Annotated in this window: 11 protein-coding genes; all 11 read left to right on the plus strand. The window is 67.0% G+C overall.

Annotated features, from left to right (window positions below; genetic code table 11):
• Positions 1 to 130 precede the first annotated feature (130 nt).
• A complete protein-coding gene (locus B5X73_RS12180) occupies positions 131 to 1,072 on the plus strand; it encodes a 4-hydroxyproline epimerase (RefSeq protein WP_079521905.1) in 942 nt (313 codons plus the stop codon).
• Entirely contained in the window at positions 1,069 to 2,166 is a 1,098-nt protein-coding gene (locus B5X73_RS12185; protein ID WP_079521906.1) for an NAD(P)/FAD-dependent oxidoreductase, read from the plus strand. Before B5X73_RS12180 ends, B5X73_RS12185 begins: the two co-directional genes overlap by 4 nt.
• Positions 2,163 to 2,408, plus strand: coding sequence for a (2Fe-2S)-binding protein (locus B5X73_RS12190; protein WP_079521907.1), 246 nt, complete (start codon positions 2,163 to 2,165; stop codon positions 2,406 to 2,408). Before B5X73_RS12185 ends, B5X73_RS12190 begins: the two co-directional genes overlap by 4 nt.
• A complete protein-coding gene (locus B5X73_RS12195; RefSeq protein ID WP_079521908.1) occupies positions 2,405 to 3,703 on the plus strand; it encodes an NAD(P)/FAD-dependent oxidoreductase in 1,299 nt (432 codons plus the stop codon). The genes B5X73_RS12190 and B5X73_RS12195 overlap by 4 nt, the downstream gene beginning before the upstream one ends.
• Positions 3,700 to 4,605, plus strand: a complete 906-nt coding sequence (locus B5X73_RS12200; RefSeq protein ID WP_036113440.1) for a dihydrodipicolinate synthase family protein — start codon at positions 3,700 to 3,702, stop codon at positions 4,603 to 4,605. The genes B5X73_RS12195 and B5X73_RS12200 overlap by 4 nt, the downstream gene beginning before the upstream one ends.
• Before the next feature lie 3 nt (positions 4,606 to 4,608).
• A complete protein-coding gene (locus B5X73_RS12205; protein ID WP_079521909.1) occupies positions 4,609 to 6,204 on the plus strand; it encodes an aldehyde dehydrogenase family protein in 1,596 nt (531 codons plus the stop codon).
• Complete coding sequence (locus B5X73_RS12210) at positions 6,201 to 7,403, plus strand: M24 family metallopeptidase (RefSeq protein ID WP_079521910.1); 1,203 nt, start codon at positions 6,201 to 6,203, stop codon at positions 7,401 to 7,403. Before B5X73_RS12205 ends, B5X73_RS12210 begins: the two co-directional genes overlap by 4 nt.
• 95 nt (positions 7,404 to 7,498) lie before the next feature.
• On the plus strand, positions 7,499 to 9,280 hold the full coding sequence (locus tag B5X73_RS12215) for a DUF885 domain-containing protein (RefSeq protein ID WP_079521911.1): 1,782 nt from the start codon (positions 7,499 to 7,501) through the stop codon (positions 9,278 to 9,280).
• Between the two features lie 12 nt (positions 9,281 to 9,292).
• Complete coding sequence (locus B5X73_RS12220) at positions 9,293 to 11,050, plus strand: DUF885 domain-containing protein (RefSeq protein WP_079521912.1); 1,758 nt, start codon at positions 9,293 to 9,295, stop codon at positions 11,048 to 11,050.
• A gap of 1 nt (position 11,051) precedes the next feature.
• A complete protein-coding gene (locus B5X73_RS12225) occupies positions 11,052 to 12,635 on the plus strand; it encodes an APC family permease (protein WP_079521913.1) in 1,584 nt (527 codons plus the stop codon).
• Positions 12,628 to 15,078: a Tat pathway signal protein gene (locus B5X73_RS12230; RefSeq protein WP_139382769.1), complete on the plus strand. Its 2,451-nt coding sequence runs from the start codon at positions 12,628 to 12,630 to the stop codon at positions 15,076 to 15,078. Before B5X73_RS12225 ends, B5X73_RS12230 begins: the two co-directional genes overlap by 8 nt.
• Positions 15,079 to 15,127 lie beyond the last annotated feature (49 nt).

Here is a 15,127-nt window from a genome sequence, read left to right on the forward strand (position 1 = left end):
CGGGAATTGCAAGCCTCGCGGCGTTTCCACCCCGTCGCCGGCGGCGGATCGGGCGTTATGCCAAATTCCGCATCCGTCATCGGTAAAGCTTTCTATACGCGGACAGGCCGCCCCGGTGAGCATGGAAGCCATGCATCACATCGAATTCATCGACTCACACACCGGCGGCGAACCTACCCGGGTCGTCCTCTCCGGCTTTCCCGATCTGGGTGACGGCCCACTGGCCGGTCGCCGTCAGCTCATGCGCGAACGGTACGACGCCTGGCGGCAGGCGATCGCGTGCGAGCCGCGCGGCTCGGACACGATGGTCGGCGCGCTCCTGCTGGAACCGACCGACCCGTCGTCGTGCGCAGCGGTGATCTTTTTCAACAACGTCGGCTACCTCGGTATGTGCGGCCACGGCACCATCGGCCTCATCCGCACACTGCAGCATCTCGGCCGCATCGCCCCCGGCCGGCATCGTCTCGAGACGCCGGTCGGCGTCGTCGGTATCGAGCTGCTGGACGACGGACGCGTGTCGATCGACAACGTCGAGAGCTACCGGTATCGCCGTAACGTATCGGTGGACGTCGAAGGCCATGGCCCGGTCACGGGCGATGTCGCATGGGGCGGCAACTGGTTTTTCATCACGAGCCAGTCTCCCCTGCCCCTCACGCTGGCCAACCAGCGGGCGCTGACCGCGTACACGGAAGCGATCCGCGCCGGTCTGGAACGCGACGGCATCACCGGCGCGAACGACGAAGAAATCGACCATATCGAGCTGAACGGGCCGGACGAGGAGAGCGGCGGCGACGGACGCAACTTCGTCCTCTGCCCCGGCATGGCCTACGACCGTTCGCCCTGCGGCACAGGCACCAGCGCCAAGGTCGCGTGCCTGGCCGCCGATGGCAAGCTCGATCCGGGTCAGGTGTGGCGCCAGGCCGGCATCCTCGGCAGCCTGTTCGAGGCGACTTACAAGCACGGCGAGCGCGGCGTTCTTCCGCGTATCACGGGCAGCGCGCACGTGACCATGCAGGGCACCATCCTGATCGACGAGGCCGACCCGCTGGCCTGGGGCATCGGCGCCGCGTGAGCACGTACGATCTGATCGTCATCGGTGCCGGCATCGTCGGTGCCGCCTGCGCCGAGCAGGCCACCGCCGAGGGCCTCAAGGTCGCGATCGTGGAGCCCGCAACCATCGGGGGCGGCGCCACCGCGGCCGCCATGGGTCACCTCGTGGCCATGGACGACGACCCGGCGGAATTCGCACTGTCGCGATATTCGCTCGGTCTGTGGGAAGCCTTCGCCGAACTGCCCGCCGCGGAGTTCAGCCGCTGCGGCACATTGTGGGTGGCCAGTAACGACGATGAACTGGCACGCATTCCCGACAAGCTGGCACGTCTGACCGACGCGGGCGTCGTCGCCGAAGCCGTGGACGCCGCCGGTCTGTACGAACTCGAGCCGATGCTCGCCGCCGGCCTGCGCGGCGGGCTGCTGATTTCGCGGGAAGCGGTGGTCTATCCACCGGCCGTCGCGCGGCATCTGGTCGACCTCGCGCTCGAACGTGGAGCCACGCTGCACCGGCAATACGCGTTCCGGCTGCAACCGGGTGGTGTCGTACTGCAGGACGGCGGCAAGCTGCACGGTCCGGTACTTGTCGCCACCGGGTGCGCCTTGCCGAGACTGCTGCCAGGACTGCCGATCCGCGCGCGGAAAGGTCACCTGGTGATTACCGAACGCTACGGGCAGCGAGTCAATCACCAGTTGCTCGAACTGGGCTATGCGGACAGCGCTCACGGTGCCGATGCGGCAAGCGTGGCGTTCAACGTGCAGCCGCGCCCGACCGGGCAGATCCTCATCGGTTCCTCCCGCGAATACGACGCGGCGGATGCGGACGTCTCGATGGATATGGTCCGGATGATGCTGCAGCGAAGCTTCCGGTTCCTTCCATGGTTGCGCGAGCTCGATGCGCTGCGCGTGTGGACGGGCTTCCGTCCCGTCAGCACCGACGGCTTACCGTACCTGGGCCGCGTACCTGGCATGGCCGACACCTGGGTCGCGGCCGGTCATGAGGGGCTGGGCGTCACCACGTCGCTTGGCAGCGCACGCTTGCTCATCGATCAGCTGCTCGGCCGACCGACGGCCATCGACGCCGCGCCTTACGATCCAGCGCGGGTGGCTTTATGACGGCGCGGGAAGCACGTCTCATCGTGGACGGCGTCATCAGGCGCGTACCGGCCAGCATCACTGTCGCCGCCGCCCTGCTCAGCCTCGACCTGCCGTTCCGCCGCTCCGTCAGCGGTCAACAACGTGCCGCCCTGTGCGGCATGGGTATCTGCTTCGAATGCCGCGTGCGTATCGACGGCGTCGCGCAACAGCGCGCCTGCCAGGTCACGGTCCGCGATGGCATGACGGTAGACAGCGAATGAGCGACCCCTTCGACATCGCCATCGTCGGTGCGGGTCCCGCGGGTCTTGCCGCCGCGGCCGCCGCAGCCAGACACGGGCGGCGCGTCGTGCTGATCGACAGCCAGCCGAAGCCCGGCGGCCAGGTATGGCGTCACGACGTACGACACGGCTATCCCGCCATGGCCGATCGCAGCATCCGTGAGGCCTTGTCATCGCGTGGTGTGACCTGGCTGGCCGAGACGCAGGTCATCGCCACGGAAGCCAGCCATCTTCTGCTGCAGGATCCGCGACGCGGTTACCTGCTGCCGTACCGTTCGCTGATCATCGCGACGGGCGCACGCGAATTACTCATGCCTTTTCCGGGCTGGACGCTGCCGGGTGTGGTCGGGGCGGGTGGTTTGCAGGCCCTGGTCAAGCAAGGCTGGGCCCTGCGTGGACGACGCGTACTGATCGCCGGTAGCGGACCGCTGCTTCTTGCCGCCGCGGCGACGGCACGAAAGCACGGCGCCATCGTCACCGGCATTCATGAGCAGGCGTCGACCGGTGAGCTTCACCGCTTCGCCCGCAGCCTCTGGCGCTGGCCGGCGAAGCTCGCACAGGCCGCCGCCTTGCAGGTGTCGCTTCGCGGTATCGACTACCGCCACGGCAGCGTCGTGACCGAGGCCGTCGGCGAGCACGCCGTGTCGGCCGCACTGATCGAGCGCGCCGGGCATGTGCAACGCGTCGACTGCGACGTACTCGCGGTGGGCTTCGGTCTTGTCCCGGATCTGACGCTCGCCCGCCAGATCGGCTGCGCGACGCGCGCCGACACGCTTCATCCTCAGGTCGATGTCGATACCCATCAGCGCACCAGCCTCGACGATACGTTCGCCGCGGGCGAGAGCTGCGGTATCGGTGGCCGCGACTGCGCGCGTCTCGAAGGCCGGATCGCCGGGCTCGCCGCTGCCGGCGTCGCGATACCCGATGCGCTCCTGCGTCGACGCGATCACGCGCGGGCCTTCGCGACCCTGTTGCGCGAGCATTTCGCGTTGTCACCGCGCGTCCGTGAGCTCGCCCGCGACGACACCCTGATATGTCGCTGCGAAGACGTGTCCTTCGGTGCCGTCCGCGCCCATGGGGACCCTCGCAGCGCCAAGCTCGCCACGCGCTGCGGCATGGGCGCCTGCCAGGGCCGCGTATGCGGCGCGGCCATGACCGAGCTCGGTCTGGGTGCGCGCACCGATGCGCGCCCGCCCTTTTTCCCTGCCCGCCTGTCCACCCTGGGCGAGCCGGATTTTCCCAGTTCCCTTCCTGCATCGAGAGGCATCCAAGCATGAGCAACGCAACTTTCTGGCACGGCGTCCTTCCCGCCATCACCACGCCATTCAAGGCCGATGGCCAGGTCGACCACGAGTTCCTCGCCAAACATGCGCTGCAGATGATCGACGCCGGCTGCAAGGGCATCGTGCCGCTGGGCTCGCTCGGCGAAGCCGCCACGCTGAGCTACGACGAGAAGACGGCCATCCTGCGGACGCTGGTCAAGGCGCTCGACGGCCGCGCCCCCGTCATTCCGGGTATCGCCTCGCTCTCCACCGACGAAGCCGTACGGCTGGCGCAAGACGCCAGGGCCATCGGTTGTTCGGCCCTCATGGTGTTGCCGCCATACGTCTACTCCACGGACTGGCGGGAGATGAGCGCGCACGTGAAGGCCGTGATCGCCGCGACCGACCTCCCTTGCATGCTGTACAACAACCCGGTGGCGTACAAGACCGACTTCACGCCGGCGCAGATCGCCGAGCTGGCGGGTCAGTTCCCCAACCTGCAGGCCGTCAAGGAATCTTCCGCCGATGTGCGGCGCTTCGCCGCCATCCGTGCGCTCGCCGGCGATCGTCTCGAACTGCTTGTCGGCATGGACGATGCGCTGGTCGAAGGCGTCAGCATGGGTGCGGTCGGCTGGATCGCCGGCCTGGTCAATGCGTATCCGGCCGAATCGGTGAAGCTGTTCGAGCTGGCCCGCGATGGCGGTGCCAAGGCCGCGGAATCCCTGTATGCCTGGTTCCTCCCGCTTCTCCGTCTCGATACCGTTCCGACCTTCGTACAGCTGATCAAGCTGGTGCAGTCGCGCGTCGGCATGGGCAGCGAAACCGTGCGCGCGCCGCGCCTGCCGGTGGCGGGCGCCGAGCGCGACGCGGCGATGAAGGTGATCGACCACGCAATCGCCACCCGGCCGGGAGTCTGATCCATGGCCGAGCAGCCGCAGGTTCTGATCGGTGGCCAGTGGCGCGCCGCCGACGCGCCCACCGGCTCGTTCCACGCGGAAGATCCCACGCGTGGTGAAGCCATCGGGCCGTCGTTTCCCGTCAGCGGCGCGGACGACGTGGAGGCGGCGCTTGCCGCCGCCACCGCTGTCGCCGGTGAACTGGCCGCCGTGCCGCCCGAGCGCATCGCCGATTTCCTCGAGCGCTACGCGGCGGCGATCGACGCCGATGCCGAAACGCTCGTGTCCCTGGCCGCCGCGGAAACGGCCCTGCCCGCCGAGCCGCGACTGCGCTCGGTCGAACTCCCGCGTGCCAGCGGACAGCTGCGTCAGGCGGCACGCGCGGTGCGTGAAAACAGCTGGAGCGATCCGGTCATCGACACGGCCAGTGGTCTGCGAGCGCATCGCGCACCGCTGGGCAAGCCGGTACTGGTCTTCGGACCGAACAATTTTCCTTTCGCCTTCAACGCGATCGCGGGCAGCGACTTCGCCTCGGCCATCGCGGCACGCAATCCCGTGATCGCCAAGGCGCATCCGTCGCACCCGGCGACCTCGCGACGGCTCGCCGAGCTGGCGCACGAGGCGGTCCTGGCCTCGGGCCTGCCGGCCGCGTCGGTGCAGATGCTGTATCACTTCGATAACGCGATCGGCGCGGCCCTCGCTTCGGACGCACGGCTGGGTGCGATCGGTTTCACCGGCAGCCGCGCCGGTGGCCTCGCGCTGAAGTCCGCCGCCGATGGCGCGGGTGTCCCCATCTACGCCGAGATGTCCAGCGTCAACCCGGTGTTCCTGCTGCCGGGTGCGCTTGCGGAGGATGCCGAAGCACTCGCCACGGCCTTCTTCACGTCCTGCACGATGGGCAGCGGCCAGTTCTGCACTAACCCGGGCATCGTCATCGTGCCCACCGGTGAGGATGGCGACGCGTTCGTCGCCAGCGCGACGGCGCAGTTCGCCGCGGCGATGCCCCGCGTCCTGTTTTCGCGCGGTGTGCAGGAGGGCCTGATGCGCGCCGTGGGCGCGTTGAGGAAAGCGGGCGCCACCGTGCTAGCCGGTGGCGCCACCGGCGACGACGCGGGTTACCATTTCCAGCCGACCCTGCTCAGCGTCGATGCCGCGGCCTTCGTCGCCGATAAAGGCGCTTTGCAGACGGAGGCTTTCGGTCCGGTCAGTCTGCTCGTCCGTGCCGACGGCGATGACGACTTCGCCGCCATCGCGCGAGCCTTCGAGGGCAACCTCACCGGAACGATGTACCGCGCGACGGATGGCAGCGACGATGCGTCGTGGCAATCCATCGCCCGGCATCTGCGCGAGCGCGTCGGTCGCCTCATCGCCAATCGCATGCCGACCGGCGTGGCGGTCAGCCCCGCCATGAATCACGGTGGCCCGTTCCCCTCGACGAGCCATGCCGGCTTCACCGCCGTGGGCATGCCGTCGGCGATTCACCGCTTCACGGCGCTGCACAGCTACGACAACGTGCCCGATGCCCTGCTTCCGCCGGAACTGCGCGACCGCAATCCTGGCGGCGTGCAGCGACGGATCAACGGCCGCTGGACCGATGCGGACGTGGGTAACGCCGCATGAGCACGCAGATCGGACACCTGACCCCGGAGCAGGCCCGCGAGGCCTGCACACCGTGGACGCAACTTGCGCCACGCATCGGCCGGGACGAGTACCTTACTCGCCTGGAGCGCGCGCAACGCCTGCTCGATGCCGCTGGCGCAGGTGCGCTGCTGGTCACGGCCGGCACGTCGCTGCGTTATTTCACCGGGATTCCCTGGGGCGCCACCGAGCGGCTCGTCGCGATGCTGCTTCCGCGACGGGGCGAGCCGGTATTGATCTGCCCCGCGTTCGAGGAAGGTTCGCTGCGCGCCGAACTGGCCCATCCGATGACGATGGCGTTCTGGGAAGAGCACGAGGACCCCTGCGCGCTGGTCGCCGCGTGCATGGCCTCACGCGGCGCGAGTACGCTGGCCCTGGACCCCGCGGCGCCGTTCAACGTGTTCACGGGGCTCGCGCACACACTGGGGACCCGCGATATCGTCGATGCGACACCGGTGATCGACGGGTGCCGGGCACGCAAGTCGGCGACGGAACTCGCCCTGATGAAGCAAGCCTGCGCGATGACGCTGAAAGTGCAGGCGCTCGCCGCCGGCATGCTGCACGAGGGCATCGCCGCCGGTGACGTGAAGCGCTTTATCGACGGCGCCCATCGCGCGCTGGGCGCGGACAACGGTTCCACGTTCTGCATCGTGCAGTTCGGTGTGGCCACGTCGTATCCCCATGGTGTGCCGGGCGAGCAGTACCTCGAGAAAGACCAGGTCGTCCTGATCGACACGGGTTGCAGCGTGGCCGGCTACCAGTCGGACATCACACGTACCTACGTCTTCGGCACACCGGACGCCGAGCAGTCGCGCATCTGGAACCTGGAACGCGCGGCACAACAGGCGGCTTTCGACGCGGTGCGCCCCGGCGTGCCTTGTGCGGACATCGACGCCGCCGCGCGGCGTGTGATCGAGGCCGGCGGTCTGGGGCCGGACTATCGCCTGCCGGGTCTGCCGCATCGTACGGGCCACGGCTGCGGAATGGCCATCCACGAGGCGCCGTACCTCGTCCGTGGCAACACGGCACCTCTCGTACCGGGAAACTGCTGCAGCGACGAACCCATGATCGTCGTTCCCGGCCGGTTCGGCATCCGCCTCGAGGACCATTTCTACGTCACCGACGACGGTGGCGCGTGGTTCACCGAGCCGTCGCCTTCGATCGAGCAACCGTTTGCCTGATTGTGCACAATGCCGCATCGTCACCGGGCAATGTCTTCTAGCCGCCCGGTGACGCTCGCGCGAGCATCGGGTGATACGTTCCAGAGGGGAATCGCATGACCCGTTTTCCAGCCGTCCGCGGCCTCGTCCTCGCGTGCCTGCTGGCCGCGCCGTACGCCGCCGCTCAAGCGGCCGACGCGCCTGCCAGGGCCTTCGACGCGCTCGTCGCCGAGCGCTGGGAATATCAGCTGAAGGAAAGCCCGGAACTCGCCACGACCATCGGCGATTACCGCTATAACGACCGCTGGACCGATTATTCGCTCGCTCACGTCGCCGTCGACGGCAAGGCCACCGCCGATTTTCTGCGCCGGTTCGAAGCCGTGGACGTGTCCCAGCTCGACGAGCAGCGTCGCCTCAGTCAGGCCATGGCCGTGCGCGAGCTGAAAGACCGCCTCGAAGCCATCCGCCTCAAGAATCACGAGATGGTGCTGGATCAGATCGGTGGCGTGCAGCTTCAGCTTCCCGGCTTCGTTCCGACCATCCCGTTCGACAGTACACGCCACTACGAGGACTACCTCGCCCGGCTCAGGGCGATCCCAGGCATCGTCGACCAGCTGATCGCCGCATCGCGCGCAGGCATGGCCGATGGGCTCATGCAGCCGCGTTATCTGCTCGAAAAGGTCGCCGTGCAGGCGCGGCAGATCGCCGATCCGGCGGGCGAAGCCAATGTCTTCGGCCAGCCGGCCGCGCATATCCCGGACAGCGTGCCGGCGAAGGACAAGGCGCGGCTGAAAAAGGCGATCCTCGCCACTGTGGACAACGAGGTGCGCCCCGCGTATCGCAGACTGGCGGACTTCGTCGCCAACGACTACGCCCCGCACGGCCGTACGCAGGAAGGGATCTGGTCCCTGCCCGACGGTGACGCAAGGTATCGCTATGCCATCCACACGCAGACCACCACCGACCTCGACCCGAAGCGCATCCATCAGATCGGTCTGGATGAGGTAAAGCGGATCGAAGGCGAGATGACCGCTATCGCGAAACAGCTCGGCTACGCCGACCTGCCCGCCTTCCGCGCCGCCGTCGCAAAGGACCCGAAACGCTACGCCACCTCGCGCGAGCAGATTCTCGACGGCTACCGCAAGTACATCGCCGGTATGCAGCCCGAACTGCCGAAACTCTTCGGCCACCTGCCGACCACGGCCCTGTACGTGCAGGCCGTGGAGGCCTACCGCGAGAAAGACGCCGCCGGCGCCGAATACCATCAGGGTACGCCCGACGGCAAGCGTCCAGGCGTGGTCTTCGTCAACACGGGCGACTTCGCCCAGCGCACGCTCTACACCATCGAAGACACCGCGTATCACGAAGGCGTACCGGGCCATCATCTGCAGATCTCGATCGCGCAGAGCCTGCCACTACCGCCGTTCCGTCAGCAGGCCGGGTACAACGCGTACATCGAAGGATGGGCACTTTATGCGGAGCGCCTCGCCAAAGAGGCCGGCTTCTACAAGGACCCGTACAACGACTACGGCCGTCTGAGCGGCGATCTGCTGCGCGCCGACCGTCTCGTACTCGACAGCGGCGTGCATGCGCTGCACTGGACGCGCAAGCAGATGATCGACTTCTTCCACGCCCATCCGGCCGAGGACGAGCCGAGCATGCAGGCCGAGACCGACCGTTACATCGCATGGCCGGGCCAGGCCCTCGGTTACAAGCTCGGCCAGCTCAAGTTCCTGGAACTTCGTCAGCGGGCCGAGAAAGCCCTCGGCACCGCCTTCGACATCCGCGCCTTCCACGATGAAATGCTCTCGGGCGGCGCCATGCCGCTGGAATTGCTGGATGCGCGCACCGATGCATGGATCGCCGCACAGAAGGCCGCAAAGCCCACCTCGCACTGATCGGAGAGTCTCATGGCCTGTCCATCCGCCCGTCTTGCCTGCCTGCTCGGCATCGTCACTTTCGCCGCCCCTGTGCTCGCCGACGACGCGACTCAACGGTTCCATGAGATAGCCAGCCGCGAGTACGCGTGGCGCCAGGCCCAGTTCGCCGGCGCGGATGACGAAGACGGCCCAGCCAGACCGGCCGACCGCCTTCCCAAAGTCGACGCCGCCACCCAGGCCGCACGCGAGGGCTACTGGACGAAGGTCGTGGAACAGCTCCAGGCGATCGATCCCTCGCAGCTGAAAGGCGAAGACCCGGTCAACTACGCAGTCTTCCGCCAGCAGGTCGACGTCCTGCTGGCCGACCAGCGCTTCAGGACGTGGCAGATGCCGTTCAACGCGGACTCGGCGTTCTGGAGCAACCTCGGCTTCAGCGCGCGCGCCACGTTCACCGACGCGGATGCGTACCGGAACTATCTTGGGCGCCTGCGCGATGTACCGCGGTATTTCGACGAGCAGATCGCGGATATGCGGCTGGGCCTGGCACGTGGCTTCAGCCAGCCGAAGCTCGTGGTGAGCAGTCAGTACGACGGCATACGCACGGTGGCGGACGCGGAGGGCGACGCCAATCTCTTCTACACGCCATTCCTGAAAATGCCGGCGACGATTCCCGCCGCCGAGCAGGCACGTCTGCGCGACGAAGCGAAGAAGGCGATCGCCGCGCAGGTCCGCCCGGCGTACGCGAAGCTGCTGGCCTTCATGAAGAATGAGTATTACCCGAAGGCGCGCGACGGTCTCGCGGCCGAGGACCTGCCCGACGGCAAGGCGTTTTACCGTTCGCAGATCCTCGAGTACACCACGCTGGACCGAAGTCCCGACGATATCCACGCGCTGGGTCTGAAGGAAATGGCGGACATCCACGGCCAGATGCTGGCGGTGATGAAAGAGGTCGACTTCAAGGGAAGTTTTCCCGACTTCCTGCAATTCCTGCGCACGGACCCGCGCTTTTACGCGAAGACGCCCGACGAACTACTGAAGGATGCCGCGTGGATCGCCAAGGAAGTGGACGCCGTGGTCGGCGATTACATCGGGCTGCTGCCGCGCCGCCGCTTTGCGATCAAACCCGTGCCCGACGATCTCGCACCGATCTACACGGGTGGCCGCGGCGGGCCGGGCATCTATCTGGTCAACACGTATAACCTGCCCGCTCGCCCGCTTTACTCCCTGCCCGCGCTGACCCTGCACGAATCCTCACCGGGGCACGCCTTGCAGATGCCTCTCGCCGCCGAGACCACCGGCCTGCCCGACTACCGCCGTTTCAGCTACATCTCGGCATACGGCGAGGGCTGGGCGCTTTATTGCGAGTATCTCGGTCAGGAGATGGGCATCTATCACACTCCGTACGAACGCTTCGGCTATCTCAGCTATCAGGCGTGGCGTGCCGCCCGTCTGGTCGTCGACACCGGCATCCATCATCTGCACTGGACGCGTGAGCAGGCACGCCAGTACCTGCGCGACAACACCGCGCTGGCGGAGCACGAGATCGACACCGAGGTGGATCGCTACATCGCCTGGCCAGCGCAGGCGCTTTCGTACTACCTAGGCGAGATGGCGATCCGTGACGGACGCGAGCGTGCGACGAAGGCGCTGGGCGAACACTTCGACATCCGCGCGTTCCACGACACGGTGCTGTCCACCGGTTCCGTGCCGCTGCCGGTGCTGAACCAGCGTATCGACGCGTTTATCGCGGGCGGCGGCAAATCACCGTATGCCGAGGGGGCGCACTGACATGAGCGATACACCCCGCGACGCAAAAGGCCATTTTCAGAAGCGACTGACACTGGTCGATCTCACCTTCATCGGACTGGGCGCGATCTTCGGCTCGGGCTGGCTCTTCGCGGCGGGGCATGTGGCCGCACTGGCGGGACCCGCCGGTATCCTTTCCTGGCTGATCGGCGGAGCGGCCGTCTTGCTGCTCGGTCTGGTCTACTGCGAACTCGGTGCGGCACTGCCGCGAGCCGGCGGCGCGGTGCGTTACCCGGAGTACTCGCACGGCGCGCTGCTCGGCTCCCTGATGGGTTTCATCACCCTGATCGCGTTTTCCAGTCTGATCGCCATCGAGACCGTCGCATGCCGGCAGTATGCCGCCGCGTGGCTTCCCGCGCTGAACGTGCCCGGCAGCACCCATGCGAGCGTCCTCGGCTGGTTCGTGCAGCTGGCCCTGTTGCTGCTCTTCTTCGCACTGAACTACTACAGCGTGAAGACCTTCGCAAAAGCCAACAACATCATCAGCGTCTTCAAGTTCGTGGTACCCGTGCTGGTCATCGTGATGTTGCTGACCCACTTTCATCCGGGCAACCTGAGCATTCACGGCCTCATGCCGAACGGGCTGTCCGGTGTCGAAGCCGCCGTGTCGGCGGGCGGCATCATCTTCGCCTACCTCGGCCTGACGCCGATCGTGTCCGTGGCCAGCGAGGTGCGCGAGCCGCAACGGACGATTCCGATCGCGTTGATCCTGTCGGTGCTGCTGTCGACAGTGATCTACGTGCTGCTGCAGCTGGCCTTCCTCGGTGGCATCCCGACCGACCTCCTGTCGGGAGGCTGGAGCGGTATGGACAAGGCGTTCGCCCTTCCCTATCACGACATCGCGCTCGCGCTCGGTTTCGGCTGGCTGGCGACGCTGGTGGTCTGCGACGCGGTGATTTCGCCCAGCGGCACCGGCAACATCTACATGAACGCCACACCGCGCATCGTCTACGGCTGGGCGCGCAGTGGCGGCTTTCTGCCCTCGCTTACGCGGATCGACCTCAAGTCGGGCATTCCGCGTCCTGCGCTATGGCTGACGCTGGCCCTGTCGATCTTCTGGACGTTGCCCTTTCCGTCGTGGGAGGCGCTGATCCAGGTGGTGTCCGCCGCGCTGGTGCTGAGTTATGCCGTGGCCCCCGTCACGGTCGCCGCGCTTCGCCGGAGCGCGCCTGAGCTCGACCGGCCGTTTCGTGTCCGCGGTTTCGCGGTGATCGGACCGGTGTCGTTCGCGGTGGCCGGCTTGATCGTCTACTGGTCCGGCTGGGGCACGGTGTCGTGGTTGCTCGGACTGCAGGTCGCCGCGTTCGTTGTCTATGTCGTGGTGAAACGCGCCGTGGGCGCGACGCGTGACGTGCTCGCACAGCAGGTGCGCTCGGCGCTTTGGCTGATCGGGTTCTATCTCGTGATCATGCTGGTGTCCGCGTTCGGGACCTTCGGCGGAAACGGCGTCGTGGCGCATCCGTGGGATTCCGTCACGGTGTTTGTCGCGTCGCTGGGCATTTATTACTGGGGCGCAGCGACAGGGTTACCTGCGTCCGCGCTGGCTTTGGATGATGACGATGATTGAGAGCGAACGCGCGGCGATGGGTCGGCGGGATTTCATGCGGACTCTCGCTGCGGCGAGTGCCGCGGTGGGGGTTGGGACGGTTTCGGCTGAGGGGCTGTTTCGGGGCGACCTGGCATCGCCAGCGGGGCTGGCTCCTACAACAGCAGGCACGCCATCGCCAGCGAGTCCTCAACCCGCTCATGCAGGAGCCAGCCCTGCTGGCCATGCTCCCCGCGTCCCGCTCGATGAGGTCCCTCGCAAAGGCTTCGCCCACCTGGGCGGTTTCTCGATCGACGACCGGGCTTGGCACGTCGAAGAGGACCTTACCCATCCCGATGGTGCGCTCGTAATCACCGACGGCAAACAAGCGGTCGTTCTGCACAAGCGCACCGAGGCGACCTGGGACGAAGCACCGAAGCCCTATCTCGGCCTCGCGCTTGCCGACATCGCGGTCGCCGGCCCGGATCTGCTCGCCGACCGCCTGCTGGCCTCCGGCCAGCCCGACGAAGCAAAAGTACGCCTCGCCGCCCCACCCCCGGCCTCGGTACTGGACCCCGAAAACTACTACGGCCGTCTCCCGTGGACGACCTTCGTCGGCACGCGGCAGTGCCTGGATACGATGCCGGTCTACACCTCCGGCAGCACGCGCGGGTACCACGCCGATCAGGTCTTCGCCGATCTGCATGACCCGAAGAAGGTCGCCCGTCGCCGCGAGGGGCTCCTCGGCGGCTGGCTCCCCGCGGTACACAAGGTCGTACCGCTCGATCAGCATCGCTGGTACGACGTGATCGTCTTCGCCGATGTCGATGCCAGCGATCGTTTCGTCGTACAGACCTGGCACCGTACCGCGCTGGTCGAGCGCGGCGCGATCACGAAAGTTGTCTACGGGCACAGCTACCCGGCTTACCCGCCCCGGCGCGAACCGCCCGGAGCGGAGGCGTTTTACGCTGCCCTGCTGCGCTTTCACGACCGCTGGCATGCCGAGCTGGCCGACGCGTCCCAGGCCGAGATCCCCGCACCGGGCTGGGCCGACATGGCGCGCTTTGCCTTCGCGCGCGAACTGGTGGTGCGACCGGAAGGCACCTACCCCAAATACGGCGCCGTCGATCGCGACTACTACGGCAACGAATACGACGGCTTCCAGGACACCTTCACCAGTTCGCTTTACGCCAATCTCGAATGGGGCCGATTTGCCCAGGCCACCGCGGTGTTCGACAGCTACTTCAGCGACTTCGTCCAGGACGACGGCATGATCAACATGCGCGGCGCCGAGACGGCGCAGTTCGGGCTGACCCTGTCGCTGATCGCACGTTACGTGGCCTACACCGGCGACGTCGCGCTGTGCCGCAAACATCGACGCAAGATCGAAGCGACCGCGGCCATCCTCATCGAACTGCATGACGCATCCCTGCAGCTCGCCGCGAGCGCACCCGGCTACGGCCTGATCCATGGATGGAACGAGTCGGACGCCTGCCTGTTCCCCGATCCTTCGCTCTGGTGGAAACCCTACTTCGCCAACAGCGCCCTCGCCGCGCGCGGTCTCGCGGACATCGCGGCCATCTGGCAGCGCATCGCACCCGACGACGCGGCGAACGCGTCGTTGTGGACCCGGCGAGCCGATACGCTTCGCCAACGTGTGACCGAAAGCGTCCGCGTCAGCGTACGCCACGACCTCAAGCCTCCCTACGTCGGGCCGCTGCCGGGCGTCACCCGGACGTTCCGCGAAGCGCTGGCCGAAGAGCACCCCAGCGAACAGCAATGGCCGCATCGCGCTTATGCGGAACTGCTGCAGGCGGATGTCCTGCCCGACGATCTCGCCCATCTCGTGATCGACGCGATGCGAGGCCATGGTGCGACCAGTCTCGGCGTGGTCGCGAACATCGGCCCGGTCGATCCGAAAAGTCGCGACATCCTCGGCTTCATTTCCTATGGCTACGCGCAACAGCTGCTGCGCCTTGGCCGGGTGGACGAATATCTGCTGTTCCTCTACGCGCATCGTTATCACGCGCACACGCCGGGCAGCTGGACCGCCGGTGAGGTCACCGATATCACCGGAGGCATGCCGCTGTTCTGCATACCCGCCCAGATGACGATTCCGTTGCTGCTGCGCTGGGCCTTCGTGTTCGACGACAGCGCGGGCGACGTCCTGTTGCTCGGTCGTGCGCTTCCCTCGGCGTGGCTGGTGGAGGAGAAGCCGCTGTCGATCGCCGATGCGCCGACGCGCTGGGGACGTTGCGGCCTGGCGATCCGGCGAGAAAAGCATGGCCTGACGGCGTCGGTCACGCTCCCCGCCAGCGGCACGCCGCGCGAGATCTGGCTCACGCTGCGCGCACCCGAAGGACGCACCGCCGGCAACGCGCACGTCGACGGCAAAGCGGTGGCGGCCGCCGATCGTCGTGGCGACGAGATTCGCCTGCGAGGGCGTGCCGGGCAGCGTCTCGTGGTCACACTTCAGTTCTCATGACATCGGTGTGCGGGATTCCGCATCGACGCACCGCAAATGACACAAGACG

Origin of the sequence: Luteibacter sp. 22Crub2.1 (assembly GCF_900167995.1) — a bacterium.
GTDB classification, from domain to species: domain Bacteria; phylum Pseudomonadota; class Gammaproteobacteria; order Xanthomonadales; family Rhodanobacteraceae; genus Luteibacter; species Luteibacter mycovicinus.

Excerpts from the sequence above, each read along its gene's own strand:
- B5X73_RS12220 (WP_079521912.1), top strand. The coding sequence starts at position 9,293 with ATGGCCTGTCCATCCGCCCGTCTTGCCTGCCTGCTCGGCATCGTCACT.
- B5X73_RS12205 (WP_079521909.1), top strand. The coding sequence starts at position 4,609 with ATGGCCGAGCAGCCGCAGGTTCTGATCGGTGGCCAGTGGCGCGCCGCC.
- B5X73_RS12210 (WP_079521910.1), top strand. The coding sequence starts at position 6,201 with ATGAGCACGCAGATCGGACACCTGACCCCGGAGCAGGCCCGCGAGGCC.
- B5X73_RS12215 (WP_079521911.1), top strand. The coding sequence starts at position 7,499 with ATGACCCGTTTTCCAGCCGTCCGCGGCCTCGTCCTCGCGTGCCTGCTG.
- B5X73_RS12200 (WP_036113440.1), top strand. The coding sequence starts at position 3,700 with ATGAGCAACGCAACTTTCTGGCACGGCGTCCTTCCCGCCATCACCACG.
- B5X73_RS12180 (WP_079521905.1), top strand. The coding sequence starts at position 131 with ATGCATCACATCGAATTCATCGACTCACACACCGGCGGCGAACCTACC.
- B5X73_RS12225 (WP_079521913.1), top strand. The coding sequence starts at position 11,052 with ATGAGCGATACACCCCGCGACGCAAAAGGCCATTTTCAGAAGCGACTG.
- B5X73_RS12230 (WP_139382769.1), top strand. The coding sequence starts at position 12,628 with ATGATTGAGAGCGAACGCGCGGCGATGGGTCGGCGGGATTTCATGCGG.
- B5X73_RS12190 (WP_079521907.1), top strand. The coding sequence starts at position 2,163 with ATGACGGCGCGGGAAGCACGTCTCATCGTGGACGGCGTCATCAGGCGC.
- B5X73_RS12195 (WP_079521908.1), top strand. The coding sequence starts at position 2,405 with ATGAGCGACCCCTTCGACATCGCCATCGTCGGTGCGGGTCCCGCGGGT.